Source organism: Streptomyces sp. R-74717, from assembly GCF_047305335.1.
Classification (GTDB): domain Bacteria; phylum Actinomycetota; class Actinomycetes; order Streptomycetales; family Streptomycetaceae; genus Streptomyces; species Streptomyces atratus.
Genome location: NZ_CP102361.1, coordinates 4,645,910 through 4,661,330, shown reverse-complemented (window position 1 = coordinate 4,661,330; position 15,421 = coordinate 4,645,910). Strand labels below are relative to the sequence as shown.

Sequence of the window (15,421 nt, the reverse complement as noted above, 5' to 3'; positions counted from 1 at the left end):
ATGGCAACCAGTTCGTAACCCCGAACATCTGTCGCGCTACGCGCGTTGACCCTAGGCTGCGGCACGAAGTCTCCAGACTCGCCACCACTCTCAGACCTCCCGCTGAACTCACAAGGGGACCGATGTCAGCGACACCGCAGAAGAACCGTGCGTCCCGGCGGGTGCTCGCCGCCGCGGCCGGGCTCGCCACCGTCGGCGCGCTCGTCGCCGCGATGCCGGCCGGCGCCCAGGACCGCGGCCATGGGCACGGCCACCACAAGCCGGCCCGTACCGTCGACGTACAGCTGCTGTCCTTCAACGACCTGCACGGGAACCTGGAGCCGCCGGACGGCAAGGCGGGCAAGGTCTTCGAGACGCAGCCCGACGGCTCGGCCAAGGAGATTCCGGCCGGTGGCGTCGAGTACCTCGCGACCTCGCTGCGTACCGCGCGCAAGGGCCACCCGTACTCGATCACCGCGGCCGGTGGTGACATGGTGGGCGCGAGCCCGCTGCTGTCCGGCCTCTTCCACGACGAGCCGACCATCGAGGCGCTCAACAAGATCGACCTCGATGTGACGAGCGTCGGCAACCACGAGTTCGACGAGGGCGCCACCGAGCTGGCCCGCCTCCAGAACGGCGGCTGCCACCCGGTCGAGGGGTGCTACGAGAAGGACAAGAAGTTCGAGGGTGCCGACTTCCCCTACCTCGCCGCCAATGTGACGAACGAGAAGTCCGGCAAACCGATCCTCAAGCCGTACACGGTGTGGAAGAAGAACGGCGTCAGGATCGGCTTCATCGGGGTGACCCTGGAGGGCACGCCGAACGTGGTCACGGCCAACGGCGTCAAGGGCCTGAAGTTCCACGACGAGATCGAGACGATCAACAAGTACGCCAAGGAGCTGGACCGGCAGGGCGTCAAGTCCATCGTCGCGCTGATCCACGAGGGCGGGGCCCCGGCCTCCAGCTCGTACAACTACGACTGCGACAGCTCCGGCGCCGGTGACGGCATCTCCGGGCCGATCACCGACATCGCCAAGGGCATCACGCCCAAGGTCGACGCCCTGGTCACCGGCCACACCCACCAGGCGTACGTGTGCACGATCCCGGACCCGGCGGGCAACCCGCGCCTGGTCACCTCGGCGTCGTCGTTCGGCAAGGTCTACACGGACACGACCCTCACCTACGACCGCCGCACCAAGGACATCGTCCGTACGTCGGTGGAGTCGGCCGGTGCCTCGAACCCGAAGTCGGCGAACCACATCGTCAGCCGGGACCAGCGCAGGGCCTCCGACATGGAGACCCTGATCGCCCGCTGGAACGCCCTCGCGGCGCCCATCGCGAACAAGCCGCAGGGCTACATCACCGCCGACATCGTCGGCCGCGGCTCCAAGGCCCTTGAGAAGCCGCTCGGTGACATGATCGCCGACGCCCAGCTGGAGGGCCTGGCCCCGGCGGACAAGGGCGGGGCGGTCGTCGCCCTCATGAACCCGGGCGGCATCCGGGGGGACCTGGTGTACGCGTCGGCCGACGGCAAGTCCGACGGGGTGGTGACGTACGGGGAGTCGTTCACCGTGCAGCCCTTCACCAACATGATGAACGTCGTCGACCTGACCGGCGCCCAGCTGGTCGAGGCGCTCCAGCAGCAGGTCAGCGGCTCCAACGAGGCCGGCCCGAAGATCCTTCAGGTGTCCAAGGGCCTCACGTACACCCTGGACATGACGAAGACGGGTGCGGCCCGCGTGGTCACCGACACCATCAAGCTGAACGGCGCGGCGATCGACCCGGCGAAGACCTACCGCGTCGCGATGAACGAGTTCCTGGCGGGCGGCGGCGACGGCTTCGCGGCGCTCGGCCAGGGCACCGACAAGCTGGTCGGCGCGTCCGACCTGGACCTGTTCAACGCCTACCTGGCGGCCCACTCCACGGCCGCCGCGCCGCTGGCCCCGCCGGTGACGGACCGGATCACGGTCATCCAGTAACTCCCGTACGCGGGTGAGAGGGGCGGTGGGCCGGCGGGCCCACCGCCCCACTGTGTTTCCGTCAGCCTGCGAGTGGCCTCATCGAACCGCGGTGATCCGGGCCAGGACCTGTTCGAGATTCTGGCCGGGGGCCGGCCGGGAATTCCACATCGGGTGCAGGTTGTCGCCGTGCCGGCGCGGCACCACATGGGCGTGGAAGTGGAAGACCTCCTGCGAGGCGGCCTCGCCGGTGGAATGGACGATGTTCACGCCGTCGGGGGCGAGGGCCGTGTTCAGCAGAGCGGCGACTCGGTGCACCATGCGGGCGACATGCCCGTGCGTGGCCTCGGAGATCTCCCAGATGTCCCGGGCGTGCTCGCGCGGGACGACCAGGGTGTGGCCCTCAGAGGCCGGTGCGATGTCGAGGAACGCCACGGTGTGATCGTCCTCCAGGACGCGGTGGGAGGGTAGTCGGCCGGACACGATCTGGCAGAAGACGCAGGTTCTCATCCGGCCGATGATCGCACCGGTCCGCCTCCGAGGCCGTACCTTTCCAGCCCGGCCGCCCTGTTCCAGTAGTGACGTGCACCCGTCATAATCCCAGGGCTGACCCCCCATGGCAGACGGAGGCACTCCCGCATGAGCCCGTACACCGCTACCCGCCGCAACTTCCTCACCGGCGCCCTCGCCGCCGCCACCACCGTCCTGGTCGGCGCGGCCCCCGCCACCGCCGGGTCCCGTCAAGTCCTCACCACTCAGGACTGGATGGGCGCCATCCCCGGCGCCACCGCGCTGCAACGCCTCACGATCCCCGGCTCGCACGACTCCGGCGCCCGCTACGGCGGCCCCTGGACCGAGTGCCAGAACACCACGATCGCCGAGCAGCTGAACAGCGGGCTGCGCTTCCTCGACGTACGGTGCCGGGTGACCGGTGACTCCTTCGCGATCCATCACGGTGCCTCGTACCAGAACCTGATGTTCGGCGATGTGCTCGGCGCCTGCTGGGACTTCCTGGCCGAGCGGCCCACCGAGACCGTGCTGATGCGGGTCAAGCAGGAGTACTCCGAGGAGAGCGACGCCGAGTTCCGGCGGATCTTCGACCTCTATCTCGACAGCAAGGGGTGGCGGCCGCTGTTCCGCATCGACCCGGTGCTGCCCTCGCTGGGCGAGGCACGGGGCAAGGTCGTGCTGCTCGCCGACAACGGCGGGCTGCCCGGTGTCCGCTACGCCGATTCCGCACTCTTCGACATCCAGGACGACTACATGGCGGAGCCGTTCGCCAAGTACCCCAAGATCGAGGCCCAGTTCCGCAAGGCCGCCCAGCAGCCCGGGAAGCTGTACATGAACTACGTCAGCACCGCGGCCCTGATGCCCCCGCGCTGGAACGCGGACCGCCTCAACCCCCAGGTCCAGTCGTTCCTCGACGGCTCCGAGGCGACCGGCTGGACCGGGCTCGGCATCGTCCCGCTGGACTTTCCCGCCACCCGGTCCGGCCTGGTGGAATCGCTGATCCGGCACAACCCCGGGGCCTGAGCGCCCCCGGCTCACAGCCCCGGCGGCGGCTGCGGCGCACCCGGCAGCCTGATCGAAGCCACCGTGCCGTCGCCGTCCGCCGGGCGCAGGGTGACCTCGCCGCCCGACTGCTGGACCGTGCGGGCGACGATCGACAGGCCCAGGCCCGAACCGGGGAGCTGGCGGGCGGACGGCGAACGCCAGAAGCGTTCGAAGACGTGGGGGAGTTCCTCGGCGGGGATGCCGGGGCCGTGGTCCCGTACCGTCAGTTCGCCGTCGCGCAGTGCGACCTCGATCGTGCCGCGGGGCGGGCTGAACTTGACCGCGTTGTCCAGGACGTTGACCACCGCCCGCTCCAGGCCGGCCGGCTCGGCCCGTACGTACCAAGGCGTCAGGTCCGCCCTGATCGTCAGCTCGGGGCCGCGCAGACGGGCGCGTTCCAGGGCCGTGTCCGCGATGTCGTGCAGAGCGACGACCTGGAGCGGGCCGGGGTTCGCCGCGTCGGGGCGGGCCAGTTCCTGGAGATCGCCGATGAGCGAGGCCAGCTCGGTCATCTGGGCCTTGACCGACTTCATCAGGGCCCTGCGGTCGTCCGGCGGGATGGCCCGGCCGGTGTCGTCGCTGCGGGCAAGGAGTTCGATGTTGGTACGGAGGGACGTCAGCGGTGTCCGCAGTTCGTGGCCGGCATCCGCGATCAGCTGGGCCTGACGGTCGCGGGAGCTGGCGAGTGAAGTGGTCATGGAGTTGAAGGAGCGGGACAGCCGGGCGATCTCGTCCTCGCCCTCGACCGGGATGCGGACGGTGAGGTCCTCGGTGCGGGCGACATGCTCGACCGCCTCGGTGAGCTCGTCGACGGGGCGCAGACCGGTGCGGGCGACCCAGAGACCGGCCGCGCCGGCGCCGATGACGCCGATGCCGGAGACGGCCAGGAGGACCCAGGCGAGGGTGGAGAGCGGCTTGTCGATCTCGCTCATCGGGCGGGCGATGGACACGGCGATGTTGCCCGACGTCACCCCGGGGGCGGGGGTGAGTTGCACCAGCGGGTAGGTGTAGACCCGCATCTTCGTCCCGTCCTGGTCCCTGGCCGAGTGCAGGGCGTAGTCCTGCTGCCCTTCGGCCACTGCGATGTCGGCCGGGCTCACGGGGAGCGCCGATTTCTTGCGGGCGATGCACACCGTGCCCTGGGAGTCGACGAGCTGAACGGTGTATCCGGTGAACTGCGGGGGTGGCACCGGGCTGGTGCCCCGGCAGTAGGAGTACAGGTCTACCAGGTAGCCCCTGTCGACCTTGGAACTGCGCAGCGAGTTGTCCATCTGCTGGTCCAGCTGCGCCTTCGTCACGACCCAGCAGGCCGCAGCCACCGCCGCGACCGCGACCGCCACCGCCGTCGCCACCAGCAGCGCGAGTCGGCTCCGCAGCGGCAGGGCGCGGAGCCGGTGCAGGGTCTCGGTCATCCGTCACCGCCGCCGGAGCGGAGCGCGTAACCGACCCCCCGCACCGTGTGCACGAGCCGCGGTTCGCCGCCCGCTTCCGTCTTGCGGCGCAGGTACATCACGTACACGTCCAGGGAGTTGGAGCTCGGTTCGAAGTCGAAGCCCCACACCGCCTTGAGGATCTGCTCGCGGGTCAGCACCTGCCGAGGGTGCGCCAGGAACATCTCCAGCAGGGTGAACTCGGTACGGGTCAGCTCGACCCGGCGCGTGCCCCGGGTGACCTCGCGGGTGGCGAGGTTCATCCGCAGATCGGCGAAGTCCAGCACATTGTCGTCGGGGACGCCGCCGCCCGCCGCGGCCGCGTACGAGCTGCGGCGCAGCAGGGCCCGGATGCGGGCGAAGAGCTCGTCCAGTTCGAACGGCTTGACCAGGTAGTCGTCGGCGCCCGCGTCGAGACCGGTGACCCGGTCGCCGACGGTGTCGCGGGCGGTGAGCATCAGAATGGGTGTGGTGGTGCCTGCGGAGCGAAGCCTGCGGGCCGCCGTCAGTCCGTCCATCCGCGGCATCTGGATGTCGAGGACGATGAGGTCGGGGGCGTACGACTCGGCCCTGGCGAGGGCGTCGAGACCGTCGACGGCGACCTCGGTGCCGTACCCCTCGAACGCGAGACTGCGCTGCAGGGCCTCACGCACGGCGGGCTCGTCGTCGACGATCAGGATGCGTTGCGGATCGTCTTCGGCGGGGCTCATCGCTCGTTGTCCTCTTCTCGTTCCGGGCTGCCGGGGCGGGCCGCGGGGCCTGCCCTGCTCTTAGCCTCGCACGGCCGCAGCAGGTCGTCGCGCGGCCCGGCGCTTGCGGCCCGCGGCGGTACGGACCTCCGGGGCGCGTCGGGGCCCGGAGGTCCGTACCGCGGCCGGTTCCGTGGCGAGTTCCGTCACGAGGGCGAGGGGCAGGGCCAGGTCGGCCGGGCCGGTGGGGGTGTGGGTCGGGTGGTGCATCACTGTCTCCTCAGGAGCTGTTGCCGGCCCGCAGGGTGTCGAGGTCGGCCTTGAGCGTGTTCACCGGGATCGCGAAGCCGAGGCCCACGCTGCCCGCGCCGGCGCTGCTGGATCCGTCGGACGAACTCGCCGAGTACATCGCGGAGTTGATGCCGATGATCTCGCCGTTCATGTTGATGAGCGCGCCACCGGAGTTGCCGGGGTTGAGCGAGGCGTCGGTCTGGATGGCCTTGTACGTGGTGGTGGAGTTGCCGGTGTCGCCGTTGAACTGCCGGCCGCCGAACTCGAACGGCCACTGCTCGCCGCCGCCCTGCCGGCCCTGTCCCTGGCCGCTGCTGTCGTCCTTGGCGACCGTGACATCGCGGTCGAGTGCGGAGACGATGCCGCTGGTGACGGTGCCGGTGAGGCCCTCCGGCGAACCGATCGCGACGACCTGGTCGCCGACTGAGACCGCCGAGGAGTCGCCCAGCGTGGCCGTCTTCAGCCCGCTCGCACCCTGGAGCTTGATGAGTGCGAGGTCCTTGTCGGCGTCGGTGCCGACGACCTCCGCGTTGTAGGTCTTGCCGGTGCTGAGCGTCACCTTGATCGACGAGGCGCCGGAGATGACGTGGTTGTTGGTGACGACCTCGCCGTCGGACGTGATGACCACTCCGGAGCCGGTGGACTCGCCCGCGGTCGAGGTCGCGTTGATCTCGACGATCATCGGCGAGACGGCCTGGGCGACACCGGCGACGGTGCCCTTGCTGCTCTGCGAGACGGTGGTGCCGGGGACGACGCCGCTGGCCGTGCTGTTCGTGTCGTTGCCGGTGAGCTGGCCGATGACGGTGGCGGTGCCGCCGCCGACGACCCCCGCCGCGATCGCCACGGCCGCCAGGAGGGCCACCGGCCGCCGGGCCCGGCGCCGGGACGAGGCAGGCTCGGGTGCGGGCTGCGGGAGGTCGGAGCCGTAACCGCCGTCCCCGCCTCCGCCGTGCCCGTCGGCGCCGCCGCCCCAGCCGGGCCACACGGTGGTTCCGGGGCCCGTCGCGATCGGCTGCGCGGGCTGGTGGGACGGCGGCGGCGGGTAGGACGCGTCACCGTTGCCGTACGAGGGGTACATCGGGTACTCGCCGCTCGGGCGCTGGCTCTCTGTCATGTCAAAGAGCGTGTCCGGCGAAGATGAGAGAAGCCTGAGCACTCGCTGAGAAGCCCGGCAGAACCTGGTATGCCCCATGTAAAGGAGTGCGGCCCGCGGGAAGTACGGGGGTACGGCCCGGTAGGGACAAGAGGTACGCAGCTACGGCCCGCCGGGCCTATCGCGCCCCGACCGTGGGCTCCCCGCAGCCGCACGACCGCCGCACCACCAGCGCCGACGGGAACTGCTTCAGCCGCTCCCGTCGCGACCCCGACACCCGCAACGAGTCGTCGAGCACCAGGTCCACGGCCGCCCGTGCCATCGCCGGGCGGTCCGAGAAGACCGTCGTCAGCGGCGGATCGGTCAGGCCGGCTTCCTTCACGTCGTCGAAGCCCGCCACCGCAAGATCCCCGGGCACGTCGATCCGCAGCTCGCGCGCGGCCCGCAGCACACCGATGGCCTGGTCGTCCGTCGAGCAGAAGATCGCCGGCGGCCTGTCCGGACCCGCGAGCAGCTTCAGCGCCACCTGATAGGCGTCGTAACGGTTGTACGGGGCCTGGAAGAGCCGGCCCTCCGTCGAGCGCCCCGACTCGTGCATCGCACGGCGCCAGCCCTCGACGTGGTCGGCGACCGGGTCGCCGACCGCCGGGGTCGACTCCATGCCGCCGAGGCACGCCACGTACTCGTTGCCGTGTTCCAGCAGGTGCCGGGTGGCGAGCTGGGCGCCGCCGATGTCGTCCGTGACGACCGCGACGTCATCGATCGCCTCGGGCCGCTCGTGCAGCAGCACGACCCGCGCGTCCCATGCCTCGATCTCGGCCGCCGCCCGCTCGCTGGGGCCCTGGCTGACCAGGATCAGCCCGGAGACCCGCATGCCGAGAAAGGCCCGCAGATAGTGGACCTCGCGCTCGTCGCGGTAGTCGGAGTTGCCGACGAGCACCATTTTTCCGCGCTCGGCGGCAGCCTGTTCGACCGCATGCGCCATCTCCGCGAAGAACGGCTGCCGGGCGTCGGGCACGATCATCCCTATGAGGTCGGTCCGCCGCGAGGCCATGGCCTGGGCAACCCGGTCGGGCCGGTAGCCCAGCTCCTTGATCGCGGCGAGTACCCGCTCGCGCGTGGCCGGGGCGACCGGCCTGGGTCCGTTGTTGATGACATAGCTGACGACCGCGGTCGACGTACCCGCCAGTCTCGCCACATCGTCCCGCGTCACCTTGGCCACGCGCGGCAGTCTACGCGGATGGACCTACCGGTTGGCAGGCCGGACCGGGGCTTCTTCGACGACCCCGGCCACGCGCGACTGCTCCGTACGGATCACGGGTTCGGCGGCCGCCTTCGCCTTGGCCTCCTCGGCGGCACGCTCCACCTTCTCCGGTGCGACGAAGCGGTAGCCGACGTTGCGGACCGTACCGATCAGCGACTCGTGTTCGGGACCGAGCTTGGCGCGCAGTCGCCGCACATGGACGTCGACCGTCCGAGTACCGCCGAAGTAGTCGTAGCCCCAGACCTCCTGGAGCAGCTGGGCGCGGGTGAAGACCCGGCCCGGGTGCTGTGCCAGATATTTGAGCAGTTCGAATTCTTTGAAGGTCAGGTCCAGGACCCGGCCCTTGAGCTTCGCGCTGTACGTCGCCTCGTCGACCGACAGATCGCCGTTGCGGATCTCCATCGGGGAGTCGTCGGCGCTGATCTGCTGCCGGCCGGTGGCCAGCCGCAGCCGGGCCTCGACCTCGGCCGGTCCCGCCGTGTCCAGCAGTACGTCGTCGATGCCCCAGTCGGCGGTGACGGCCGCGAGACCGCCCTCCGTCACGACGAGGATCAGCGGACAGCCCGGACCGGTGGACCGCAGCAGCTGGCACAGCGACCGCACCTGCGGCAGATCGCGGCGGCCGTCGATCAGGATGACGTCGGCACCGGGGGTGTCGACGAGAGCGGGGCCTTCGGCCGGCGCCACCCGCACGCTGTGCAGCAGGAGACCGAGGGCCGGAAGCACCTCCGTCGACGGTTGAAGGGCATTCGTCAGGAGCAGCAGTGAACTCATCGCCGCCCACCTGCCTGGGTCGTCGGTCGATGATCGTGCACGGTTCGCTCGCCCATTACGTCGGTCCTCCTCGTTCCCTGCGAGAGGGGCACTCCCGGGCTCGGGCCCGGGGGAGTATGCGGCACTTCTTCGTACGTTTCGTGCTGGCTTTCGCACTGCTTGCCGTACGACATTCGTCATACGGTTTTACGGGTGCGGTCCCGCGCCCTGGGACCGCTGAGCTTGTGGAAACGTCTCCGTAACAACGCTTGAAAAGCACAAAAGGACCCGGGGGCTGCTTTGCCCGGATCCTCTTCCCAGCAGAATAGCCCACATGAGTTCAGTGTCCGAGGGGCGATTTCCGAGTTCTTCTGTTCCCTTGATCACGCCGGGTCCACTGCGCACCACATTGCGGACCGATGACGGGGTCCGTATCGAGGCGGTGTACGAGCCGTGTACGGCAGATGCCGGGGCTGCTGCGGAAACATCCTTCGACAGTACTGCGATCGTGGTCGCGCACGGTTTCACCGGATCGGTGGACCGGCCCGCGGTACGGCGTGCCGCGGGGGTGTTCGCCCGGCGCGCGGCCGTGATCACGTTCTCCTTCCGGGGGCACGGAGGGTCCGGCGGGCGGTCGACGGTGGGCGACCGCGAGGTGCTGGATCTGGCGGCTGCGGTGGAGTGGGCGCGGGCGCTCGGACACCGGCGGATCGTGACCGTCGGGTTCTCGATGGGCGGTTCCGTGGTGCTGCGGCACGGGGCGCTGTATACGGGAGGATCAACGGCCGGCGCGGAAGCCGGTGGCGTTACGGAGCGCGAGGGGCGCATCGAGGCGCACGCGGATGCGGTGGTGGCCGTGAGCGCCCCTGCCCGCTGGTACTACCGGGGCACGGCTCCGATGCGCCGCCTGCACTGGGTGGTCACCCGGCCGGCCGGCCGGGTGGTCGGCCGCTACGGGTTCCGCACCCGGATCGACCGGAACGACTGGGATCCGGTGCCGCTCCCGCCGGTCGAGGCGGCCGGGCTGATCGCCCCGGCCCCGCTGCTGATCGTGCACGGCGACCAGGACCCGTACTTCCCGCTGGACCACCCGAGGATGCTGGCGGACGCGGCCGGCGACGGCGCCGAGCTGTGGCTGGAGCGCGGCATGGGTCATGCCGAGAACGCCGCCGACGAGAGCTTGCTCACCCGCATCGGCGACTGGGCGGTGGCGCGGTGATTCATGATGGACAGCTGATGCGAGACGAGAGGAACGCCGCCATGCCTGCGGGAACGATCCGCTACTGGGCCGCCGCCAAGGCCGCCGCCGGGACCGCGGAGGAGCCGTACACAGCCGCGACCCTCGCCGAGGCGCTCGACGCGGTGCGTGAGCGGCACCCCGGTGAGCTCACCCGAGTGCTGCAAAGGTGCTCGTTCCTCATCGACGGTGCCCCCGTGGGGACCCGCAGTCATGAGACCGTACGCCTTGCCGAGGGCGGCACGGTCGAGGTGCTCCCGCCGTTCGCAGGAGGGTGAACCGCAGAACATGAGCAGCAACGATCAGCAGCATCCGTACGGACAGGACCCGGGCTACGGGTACGACCCGCTGAACGGCCAGGAGCCGCAGCCTGCGCAGCGTTACGCACAGCAGCAGCCCTCGCAGCCGTACGGGGAGCAGTCGTACGGCGACCAGTCCTCCGGCGCGCAGCCGTACGGAAATCAGGCGTACGGAAATCAGTCGTACGCGGATCAGCCCTACGGCGACCAGTCCTACGGCCGGCAGCCGCACGGCGGCGAGTCCTACGGCGCGCAGTCGTACGGTCAGCAGGCCCCGTACGGAGCACCGCAACAGGCGCACGGCCCGTACGACCCGAACCGGTCACCCCGGGCGAACCCCGGGCCCGCGTGGCCGGCCGGGCACATGCAGGAGCCCGCCGGGCCTGCTGGACACGGCCCGCAGGATCCCGGTGTCACCCAGACCTGGGAGGGCCAGACCTGGGACACCCAGTACCAGCCGGCCATCCGGCCTGCTCAGCCCGCCCAGCCCGTGCAGCAGCCCGTTCCGGCCACGGCCGAGACCGGTTATCTGCCGCCGCATCCGCAGCCGCAGGGCGCCTCCGGCTCCTACCCGCTGCCTCCCGAGGCCCCGCTCGCACCCGTCGCCGCCGAGCCGGTCCGGGCGGCCGCACCCGCCGACGCGGCTCCGGCCGCCACCGCATCCGCGCACGACGCCGCCGGTTACAGCGAGCCCACCACCCTGGGCAACAGCCGCATCACCGATGCCCAGCGCGCCCGCGCCGAGGGCCGTTCGCCGATCATCGCGCCGGGTATGCAGCCCGCCGGGATCACCGCGGCAATCGGACTACTGCTCGCCCTCGGCGCCGCGATCGGGCCGTACGCCCTGGTCGTACCCCTGGTGCTGCTCCAGGCCGTGACCGCGGCCGGCTGGTTCCGGCTCAACGGCATGTGGCCGGCCCGGCAGGGCATCGCGCTCGCGTTCGCCGGTGGCTTCGTCGCCGACATCGCACTGCTCGCCGCGGGCCGCGAGAACGGACCGGCCGCCATCCTCGGCACCCTCGGCATCTGGGTGCTGCTCACCGTGGTCCTCCAGCTGCGCAGCCACGCGAGCGCCGACGAGCGGATGCAAGGGCTGATGGCCACCGTCGCGTCGGCCGCCCTGTCCGTCCTGGCCGCAGGACATCTCGCGGCGGTCCCGGACGCGGTGACGGTGGGCGGGGTGGCCGTCGCGGTCGCCGTGCTCGTCCGCGCGCTGCCGCTGCCCGGACCTGCCTCGGTCGTGGTGGCGCTGCTCGCTGCCACGGGCGCCGGCGCGGGGGCGGGGGCGTTCACCGAATTCGGTACGAAGGGTGCGCTGCTCGGCCTCGCGGCGGGCGGTTGCGCACTGATCGGGCTGCGGGTGGCGAGCTACGACTACCCGTCACGGTTCGTCCACATGACGGCCGGTGTGGCACTGCCGCTCACCGCCGCGGCCCCCGCCGTCTATCTGATCGGCCGCGCGATCTCGTAGCGCGGAACGGTATCGCCCCCCGGGGAACCGAAGGGGGGTGCACGCTCGTCGATCACCCCGGGCGCGCTGTGCATCCACAGTGGACGCATGGGCGCCAGGGGTCCGGCCGGATGCAGGGTGGGGGAAGAGCGGGCATGCGTGCACTGCGAATACTGCTGGTCATAGTGGTGGTTCTGGGCGGGATCTTCGTCGCCGTCGACCGGGTGGCGGTGTACTTCGCCGAGTCGGAGGTCGAGGGGCGGGTCCAGGTCACCGGCGCCACGATCGGCTCGACCGACGTCTCCATCAAGGGATTCCCGTTCCTGACGCAGGTCGCCGGAGGCCGGCTCGACGAGGTCGACGTCAAGATCACCGGCATCGAGACCGACGCCAACGGCCGCAGGATCCGGATCAGCCGGATGAACGCCGCGCTGCACGAGGTGAAGCTCGCCGACGGCTACTCCAGCGCCACCGCCGCCCGTGCCACCGGCACCGCCGTCATCTCGTACGAGGACCTGACCAAGGCCGCCAGCGACGGCGTCGTCGTCGAGTACGGCGGCAACGGCAAGGTGAAGGTGACCGGCACGGTCGACATCCTCGGCAGCCCGCTCTCGCGCAGTGTGCTCTCCACCGTCACCCTGGTCGACGGCCACACGATCAAGGTGCACGCGGACAAGGTGCCGGGCGAGGGCATCCCGGGGCTGGAGGGTCTGGTGCGCGAGAAGACCGACTTCGAGCGGGAGGTCGGCGGTCTGCCCAGCGGTCTGAAGCTGCAGAGGATCCAGCCGACCGCCGACGGCCTGGAGATCTCGGTGACGGGCACGGACGTACAGCTCGCCGGGTAGGACCGACCGGCACATGGGGGCTTCGACGACCCTGTGCGCCACATGTTGAGACGACTGCGTCCGATCCGCAGATGCCGACGCGCGCCGACGGTGAGGGACCGGCACGGGGGAAGCCGTAACACCGTCCGTGTCTCACTTAACGGACGATCGTGTCTCAGGATGCGACACGGCGGTGACATGCCCGCCCGCACCTCCCTACGATCGGTCCCATGCAGTGCTCTATTGGCGGTCTCCCACAGCGGGGACGGGCGGATCTCACGAAGCGGCGGGCAGTGGACCTGTGCCGCGTCGCCGCCATGCTCTGTCGCACTGTCTGAGCGGGAGCCTTCGGCACCCCGCATTCCCCGGCCCTTCGACCGATGTCAGGGCCCATCCCGATCGCCTGTGCACGTGTGCCGCACCCTGTGCCGCCGTACATCCGCGCATCACGCACCGCCTCGCACCATCTCGCCGCAAACTGCCCCGGAGGAGAACAGAATGAGCCGCAGTGACGTCCTGGTAGACGCCGACTGGGTCGAGGCCCACCTCGACGACCCGAAGATCGCTCTTGTCGAGGTCGACGAGGACACCTCGGCGTACGAGAAGAACCACATCAAGAACGCGATCCGGATCGACTGGACCAAGGACCTCCAGGACCCGGTCCGCCGCGACTTCATCGACCAGGCCGGCTTCGAGAAACTGCTGTCCGAGAAGGGCATCGGCAACGACACCACTGTCGTCCTCTACGGCGGCAACAACAACTGGTTCGCCTCCTACGCGTTCTGGTACTTCAAGCTCTACGGCCACCAGGACGTCCGCCTGCTCGACGGCGGCCGCAAGAAGTGGGAGCTCGATTCCCGCGACCTGGTCGACGGCGACCAGATCCCGTCGCGCCCGGCCACCGAGTACAAGGCGCAGCCGCAGAACGAGTCGATCCGCGCCTACCGCGACGACATCGTGAAGGCGATCGGCAGCCAGAACCTGGTCGACGTGCGTTCGCCCGACGAGTTCAGCGGCAAGCTGCTCGCCCCGGCGCACCTCCCGCAGGAGCAGTCCCAGCGCCCCGGCCACGTGCCGAGCGCCCGCAACATCCCGTGGTCGAAGAACGCCAACGACGACGGCACCTTCAAGTCGGACGACGAGCTCAAGGCCCTCTACGAGGACGAGCAGGTCGACCTGGCGAAGGACACCATCGCGTACTGCCGTATCGGCGAGCGCTCCGCGCTCACCTGGTTCGTGCTGCACGAGCTGCTCGGCCAGGAGAACGTCAAGAACTACGACGGTTCGTGGACCGAGTACGGCTCCCTCGTGGGTGTGCCGATCGAGCTCGGCGCCAACAAGTAACTCCGCACGACCCGGACCAGCACGACCCCCGATCCAGAAGGACAGAACACCATGTGTGGAGCAAAGGCCGGCGGCCCCGACGCTTCGACCATCAAGCCCGGTGAGACCACCATCCAGGGCAGCGTGACCCGCGACGGCGAGCCCGTCACCGGTTACGTGCGCCTGCTGGACTCGACCGGCGAGTTCACCGCGGAGGTCCCGACCTCGGCGACCGGACAGTTCCGCTTCTACGCGGCCGAGGGCACGTGGACGCTGCGCGCCCTCGTCCCGGGCGGCAGCGCCGACCGCACGGTCGTGGCGCAGACCGGTGGCCTCTCCGAGGTCGCGATCGCCGTCTAGTTCCGAACGCGGCCCCGTGCCGCTTCGCGGGCTTCGAGCCGCAGCGCCGGACTGTGTCCGTCGGGCCGGCCCGGAGCTCCCGCGACGCCTTACCGGCCGAAGGGCCGTACCCCGGGGGTTGGACGCCTTCTGAAGCGGGGTACGGCCCTTCGCGCCGTTCGCGTGGGCGGAAGCGGGCCTACGCTTGAGTTATGTACGCCCGACGCCGTCGCGGCTATTTCCTCATGATGGGCGCCTGCATCGTCCTCTTCGTGTCGGCCTGGTCCTTTGTCAGGCTGTGGTCGATGCCCGCCGCGATAGCGATGTGCGTCGTCGCCATGGTGATCCCGCCCGTCGCGGCCATGGTCGCCAACCGCCGGGGCCCGGAGGACCGCTGGTGGGACGATCCGTCGGGCGACCCGCAGTCCGACGAGTGGTGGGACGAGCTCGACGGCAAGAAGCGGCGGTAGCGGGTACGGCGCGGGTGCGTCAGTAGACGAGGGCCTGGACGTCGTCGGCCATGATCTCGCTGACGAAGACCTGGGCGCCCGCGATCCGTACGCCCTCCAGGACGTCCTGCTCGGTGATGTCGCGACGGGCCGCGCACTGCGTACACAGGGTGATCTGCCCGCCCGCCTGGATCGACTCGATCAGATCCGGCAGCGGCGCGGCATGCGGCAGTTCGAACTCCGCGGCGCGCCCCGGCAGAGCAAACCATGAGGATTCACCGGTCAGCCAGAGCGAGACCTCCACGCCGCTGGCGACGGCGACCGCGGCCACCGTGAACGCCTGCGAGCAGCGCTCGGCTGAGTCGGCACCGGCGGTCACCTTGATCACGAGCTTCTTCGGCATATGCCGAACTGTAATCGTCGGGTGGGCAACCTCATCCCCTCGGTGGCAGTCAGGTGTGTGCGCTGATATCGGAATCAGCGCCTCTG

Annotated in this window: 18 protein-coding genes; 10 read left to right on the top strand and 8 right to left on the bottom strand. The window is 70.2% G+C overall.

What is annotated here, in order from left to right; all coding sequences use genetic code 11:
• The first annotated feature begins 122 nt into the window (after nt 1–122).
• A complete protein-coding gene (locus NRF20_RS21285; protein ID WP_413753094.1) occupies nt 123–1,958 on the top strand; it encodes a bifunctional metallophosphatase/5'-nucleotidase in 1,836 nt (611 codons plus the stop codon).
• Between the two features lie 78 nt (nt 1,959–2,036).
• Here the strand turns inward: NRF20_RS21285 and NRF20_RS21280 are convergent, their stop codons facing one another.
• Nucleotides 2,037–2,447, bottom strand: a complete 411-nt coding sequence (locus NRF20_RS21280; protein WP_398630042.1) for an HIT family protein — start codon at nt 2,445–2,447, stop codon at nt 2,037–2,039.
• 129 nt (nt 2,448–2,576) lie between these two features.
• Between NRF20_RS21280 and NRF20_RS21275 the strand changes: the two genes are divergently transcribed.
• Nucleotides 2,577–3,470, top strand: coding sequence for a phosphatidylinositol-specific phospholipase C (locus NRF20_RS21275; protein ID WP_413753093.1), 894 nt, complete (start codon nt 2,577–2,579; stop codon nt 3,468–3,470).
• 11 nt (nt 3,471–3,481) lie between these two features.
• Here NRF20_RS21275 and NRF20_RS21270 read toward each other — a convergent pair whose 3' ends face one another.
• From NRF20_RS21270 to NRF20_RS21245, 6 genes are all read right to left on the bottom strand, one after another.
• Nucleotides 3,482–4,903 (bottom strand): sensor histidine kinase, encoded by a 1,422-nt coding sequence (locus NRF20_RS21270; RefSeq protein ID WP_398630044.1) that lies wholly within the window; start codon nt 4,901–4,903, stop codon nt 3,482–3,484.
• Entirely contained in the window at nt 4,900–5,631 is a 732-nt protein-coding gene (locus tag NRF20_RS21265) for a response regulator transcription factor (RefSeq protein WP_093899714.1), read from the bottom strand. The genes NRF20_RS21270 and NRF20_RS21265 overlap by 4 nt, the downstream gene beginning before the upstream one ends.
• A 60-nt stretch (nt 5,632–5,691) precedes the next feature.
• On the bottom strand, nt 5,692–5,880 hold the full coding sequence (locus NRF20_RS21260; protein WP_398630045.1) for a hypothetical protein: 189 nt from the start codon (nt 5,878–5,880) through the stop codon (nt 5,692–5,694).
• A gap of 10 nt (nt 5,881–5,890) precedes the next feature.
• A complete protein-coding gene (locus tag NRF20_RS21255) occupies nt 5,891–7,015 on the bottom strand; it encodes a S1C family serine protease (protein WP_266359366.1) in 1,125 nt (374 codons plus the stop codon).
• Nucleotides 7,016–7,172: 157 nt separating this feature from the next.
• On the bottom strand, nt 7,173–8,216 hold the full coding sequence (locus NRF20_RS21250) for a LacI family DNA-binding transcriptional regulator (protein ID WP_266359364.1): 1,044 nt from the start codon (nt 8,214–8,216) through the stop codon (nt 7,173–7,175).
• A gap of 24 nt (nt 8,217–8,240) precedes the next feature.
• Entirely contained in the window at nt 8,241–9,032 is a 792-nt protein-coding gene (locus NRF20_RS21245) for a response regulator transcription factor (protein WP_398630046.1), read from the bottom strand.
• A 313-nt stretch (nt 9,033–9,345) separates the two neighbouring features.
• Between NRF20_RS21245 and NRF20_RS21240 the strand changes: the two genes are divergently transcribed.
• From NRF20_RS21240 to NRF20_RS21205, 8 genes are all read left to right on the top strand, one after another.
• Nucleotides 9,346–10,230 carry an alpha/beta hydrolase gene (locus NRF20_RS21240; protein ID WP_266359360.1) on the top strand — a complete coding sequence of 295 codons (885 nt, stop codon included), beginning with the start codon at nt 9,346–9,348 and terminating at the stop codon, nt 10,228–10,230.
• A gap of 41 nt (nt 10,231–10,271) precedes the next feature.
• Nucleotides 10,272–10,526, top strand: a complete 255-nt coding sequence (locus tag NRF20_RS21235; protein WP_093899708.1) for a MoaD/ThiS family protein — start codon at nt 10,272–10,274, stop codon at nt 10,524–10,526.
• 10 nt (nt 10,527–10,536) lie between these two features.
• Nucleotides 10,537–12,018, top strand: a complete 1,482-nt coding sequence (locus NRF20_RS21230) for a hypothetical protein (protein WP_413753092.1) — start codon at nt 10,537–10,539, stop codon at nt 12,016–12,018.
• A gap of 134 nt (nt 12,019–12,152) precedes the next feature.
• The gene (locus tag NRF20_RS21225) at nt 12,153–12,842 is read left to right on the top strand and encodes a DUF2993 domain-containing protein (RefSeq protein ID WP_413753091.1); all 690 of its coding nucleotides are present in this window, start codon (nt 12,153–12,155) and stop codon (nt 12,840–12,842) included.
• A 209-nt stretch (nt 12,843–13,051) separates the two neighbouring features.
• On the top strand, nt 13,052–13,159 hold the full coding sequence (locus NRF20_RS21220; protein ID WP_350983699.1) for a putative leader peptide: 108 nt from the start codon (nt 13,052–13,054) through the stop codon (nt 13,157–13,159).
• Nucleotides 13,160–13,319: 160 nt separating this feature from the next.
• Complete coding sequence (locus tag NRF20_RS21215; RefSeq protein ID WP_398630050.1) at nt 13,320–14,165, top strand: sulfurtransferase; 846 nt, start codon at nt 13,320–13,322, stop codon at nt 14,163–14,165.
• Nucleotides 14,166–14,216: 51 nt separating this feature from the next.
• On the top strand, nt 14,217–14,504 hold the full coding sequence (locus NRF20_RS21210) for a DUF1416 domain-containing protein (protein WP_018490348.1): 288 nt from the start codon (nt 14,217–14,219) through the stop codon (nt 14,502–14,504).
• A 191-nt stretch (nt 14,505–14,695) separates the two neighbouring features.
• Complete coding sequence (locus tag NRF20_RS21205; protein WP_266359352.1) at nt 14,696–14,953, top strand: DUF3099 domain-containing protein; 258 nt, start codon at nt 14,696–14,698, stop codon at nt 14,951–14,953.
• 19 nt (nt 14,954–14,972) lie between these two features.
• Here NRF20_RS21205 and NRF20_RS21200 read toward each other — a convergent pair whose 3' ends face one another.
• Nucleotides 14,973–15,335 carry a DsrE family protein gene (locus tag NRF20_RS21200; protein ID WP_329836972.1) on the bottom strand — a complete coding sequence of 121 codons (363 nt, stop codon included), beginning with the start codon at nt 15,333–15,335 and terminating at the stop codon, nt 14,973–14,975.
• Nucleotides 15,336–15,421 lie beyond the last annotated feature (86 nt).

Coding starts and splice junctions, on each gene's coding strand:
- NRF20_RS21285 (WP_413753094.1), top strand. CDS start 123: ATGTCAGCGACACCGCAGAAGAACCGTGCGTCCCGGCGGGTGCTCGCC.
- NRF20_RS21280 (WP_398630042.1), bottom strand. CDS start 2,447: ATGAGAACCTGCGTCTTCTGCCAGATCGTGTCCGGCCGACTACCCTCC.
- NRF20_RS21275 (WP_413753093.1), top strand. CDS start 2,577: ATGAGCCCGTACACCGCTACCCGCCGCAACTTCCTCACCGGCGCCCTC.
- NRF20_RS21270 (WP_398630044.1), bottom strand. CDS start 4,903: ATGACCGAGACCCTGCACCGGCTCCGCGCCCTGCCGCTGCGGAGCCGA.
- NRF20_RS21265 (WP_093899714.1), bottom strand. CDS start 5,631: ATGAGCCCCGCCGAAGACGATCCGCAACGCATCCTGATCGTCGACGAC.
- NRF20_RS21260 (WP_398630045.1), bottom strand. CDS start 5,880: ATGCACCACCCGACCCACACCCCCACCGGCCCGGCCGACCTGGCCCTG.
- NRF20_RS21255 (WP_266359366.1), bottom strand. CDS start 7,015: ATGACAGAGAGCCAGCGCCCGAGCGGCGAGTACCCGATGTACCCCTCG.
- NRF20_RS21245 (WP_398630046.1), bottom strand. CDS start 9,032: ATGAGTTCACTGCTGCTCCTGACGAATGCCCTTCAACCGTCGACGGAG.
- NRF20_RS21240 (WP_266359360.1), top strand. CDS start 9,346: ATGAGTTCAGTGTCCGAGGGGCGATTTCCGAGTTCTTCTGTTCCCTTG.
- NRF20_RS21235 (WP_093899708.1), top strand. CDS start 10,272: ATGCCTGCGGGAACGATCCGCTACTGGGCCGCCGCCAAGGCCGCCGCC.
- NRF20_RS21230 (WP_413753092.1), top strand. CDS start 10,537: ATGAGCAGCAACGATCAGCAGCATCCGTACGGACAGGACCCGGGCTAC.
- NRF20_RS21225 (WP_413753091.1), top strand. CDS start 12,153: ATGCGTGCACTGCGAATACTGCTGGTCATAGTGGTGGTTCTGGGCGGG.
- NRF20_RS21220 (WP_350983699.1), top strand. CDS start 13,052: ATGCAGTGCTCTATTGGCGGTCTCCCACAGCGGGGACGGGCGGATCTC.
- NRF20_RS21215 (WP_398630050.1), top strand. CDS start 13,320: ATGAGCCGCAGTGACGTCCTGGTAGACGCCGACTGGGTCGAGGCCCAC.
- NRF20_RS21210 (WP_018490348.1), top strand. CDS start 14,217: ATGTGTGGAGCAAAGGCCGGCGGCCCCGACGCTTCGACCATCAAGCCC.
- NRF20_RS21205 (WP_266359352.1), top strand. CDS start 14,696: ATGTACGCCCGACGCCGTCGCGGCTATTTCCTCATGATGGGCGCCTGC.
- NRF20_RS21200 (WP_329836972.1), bottom strand. CDS start 15,335: ATGCCGAAGAAGCTCGTGATCAAGGTGACCGCCGGTGCCGACTCAGCC.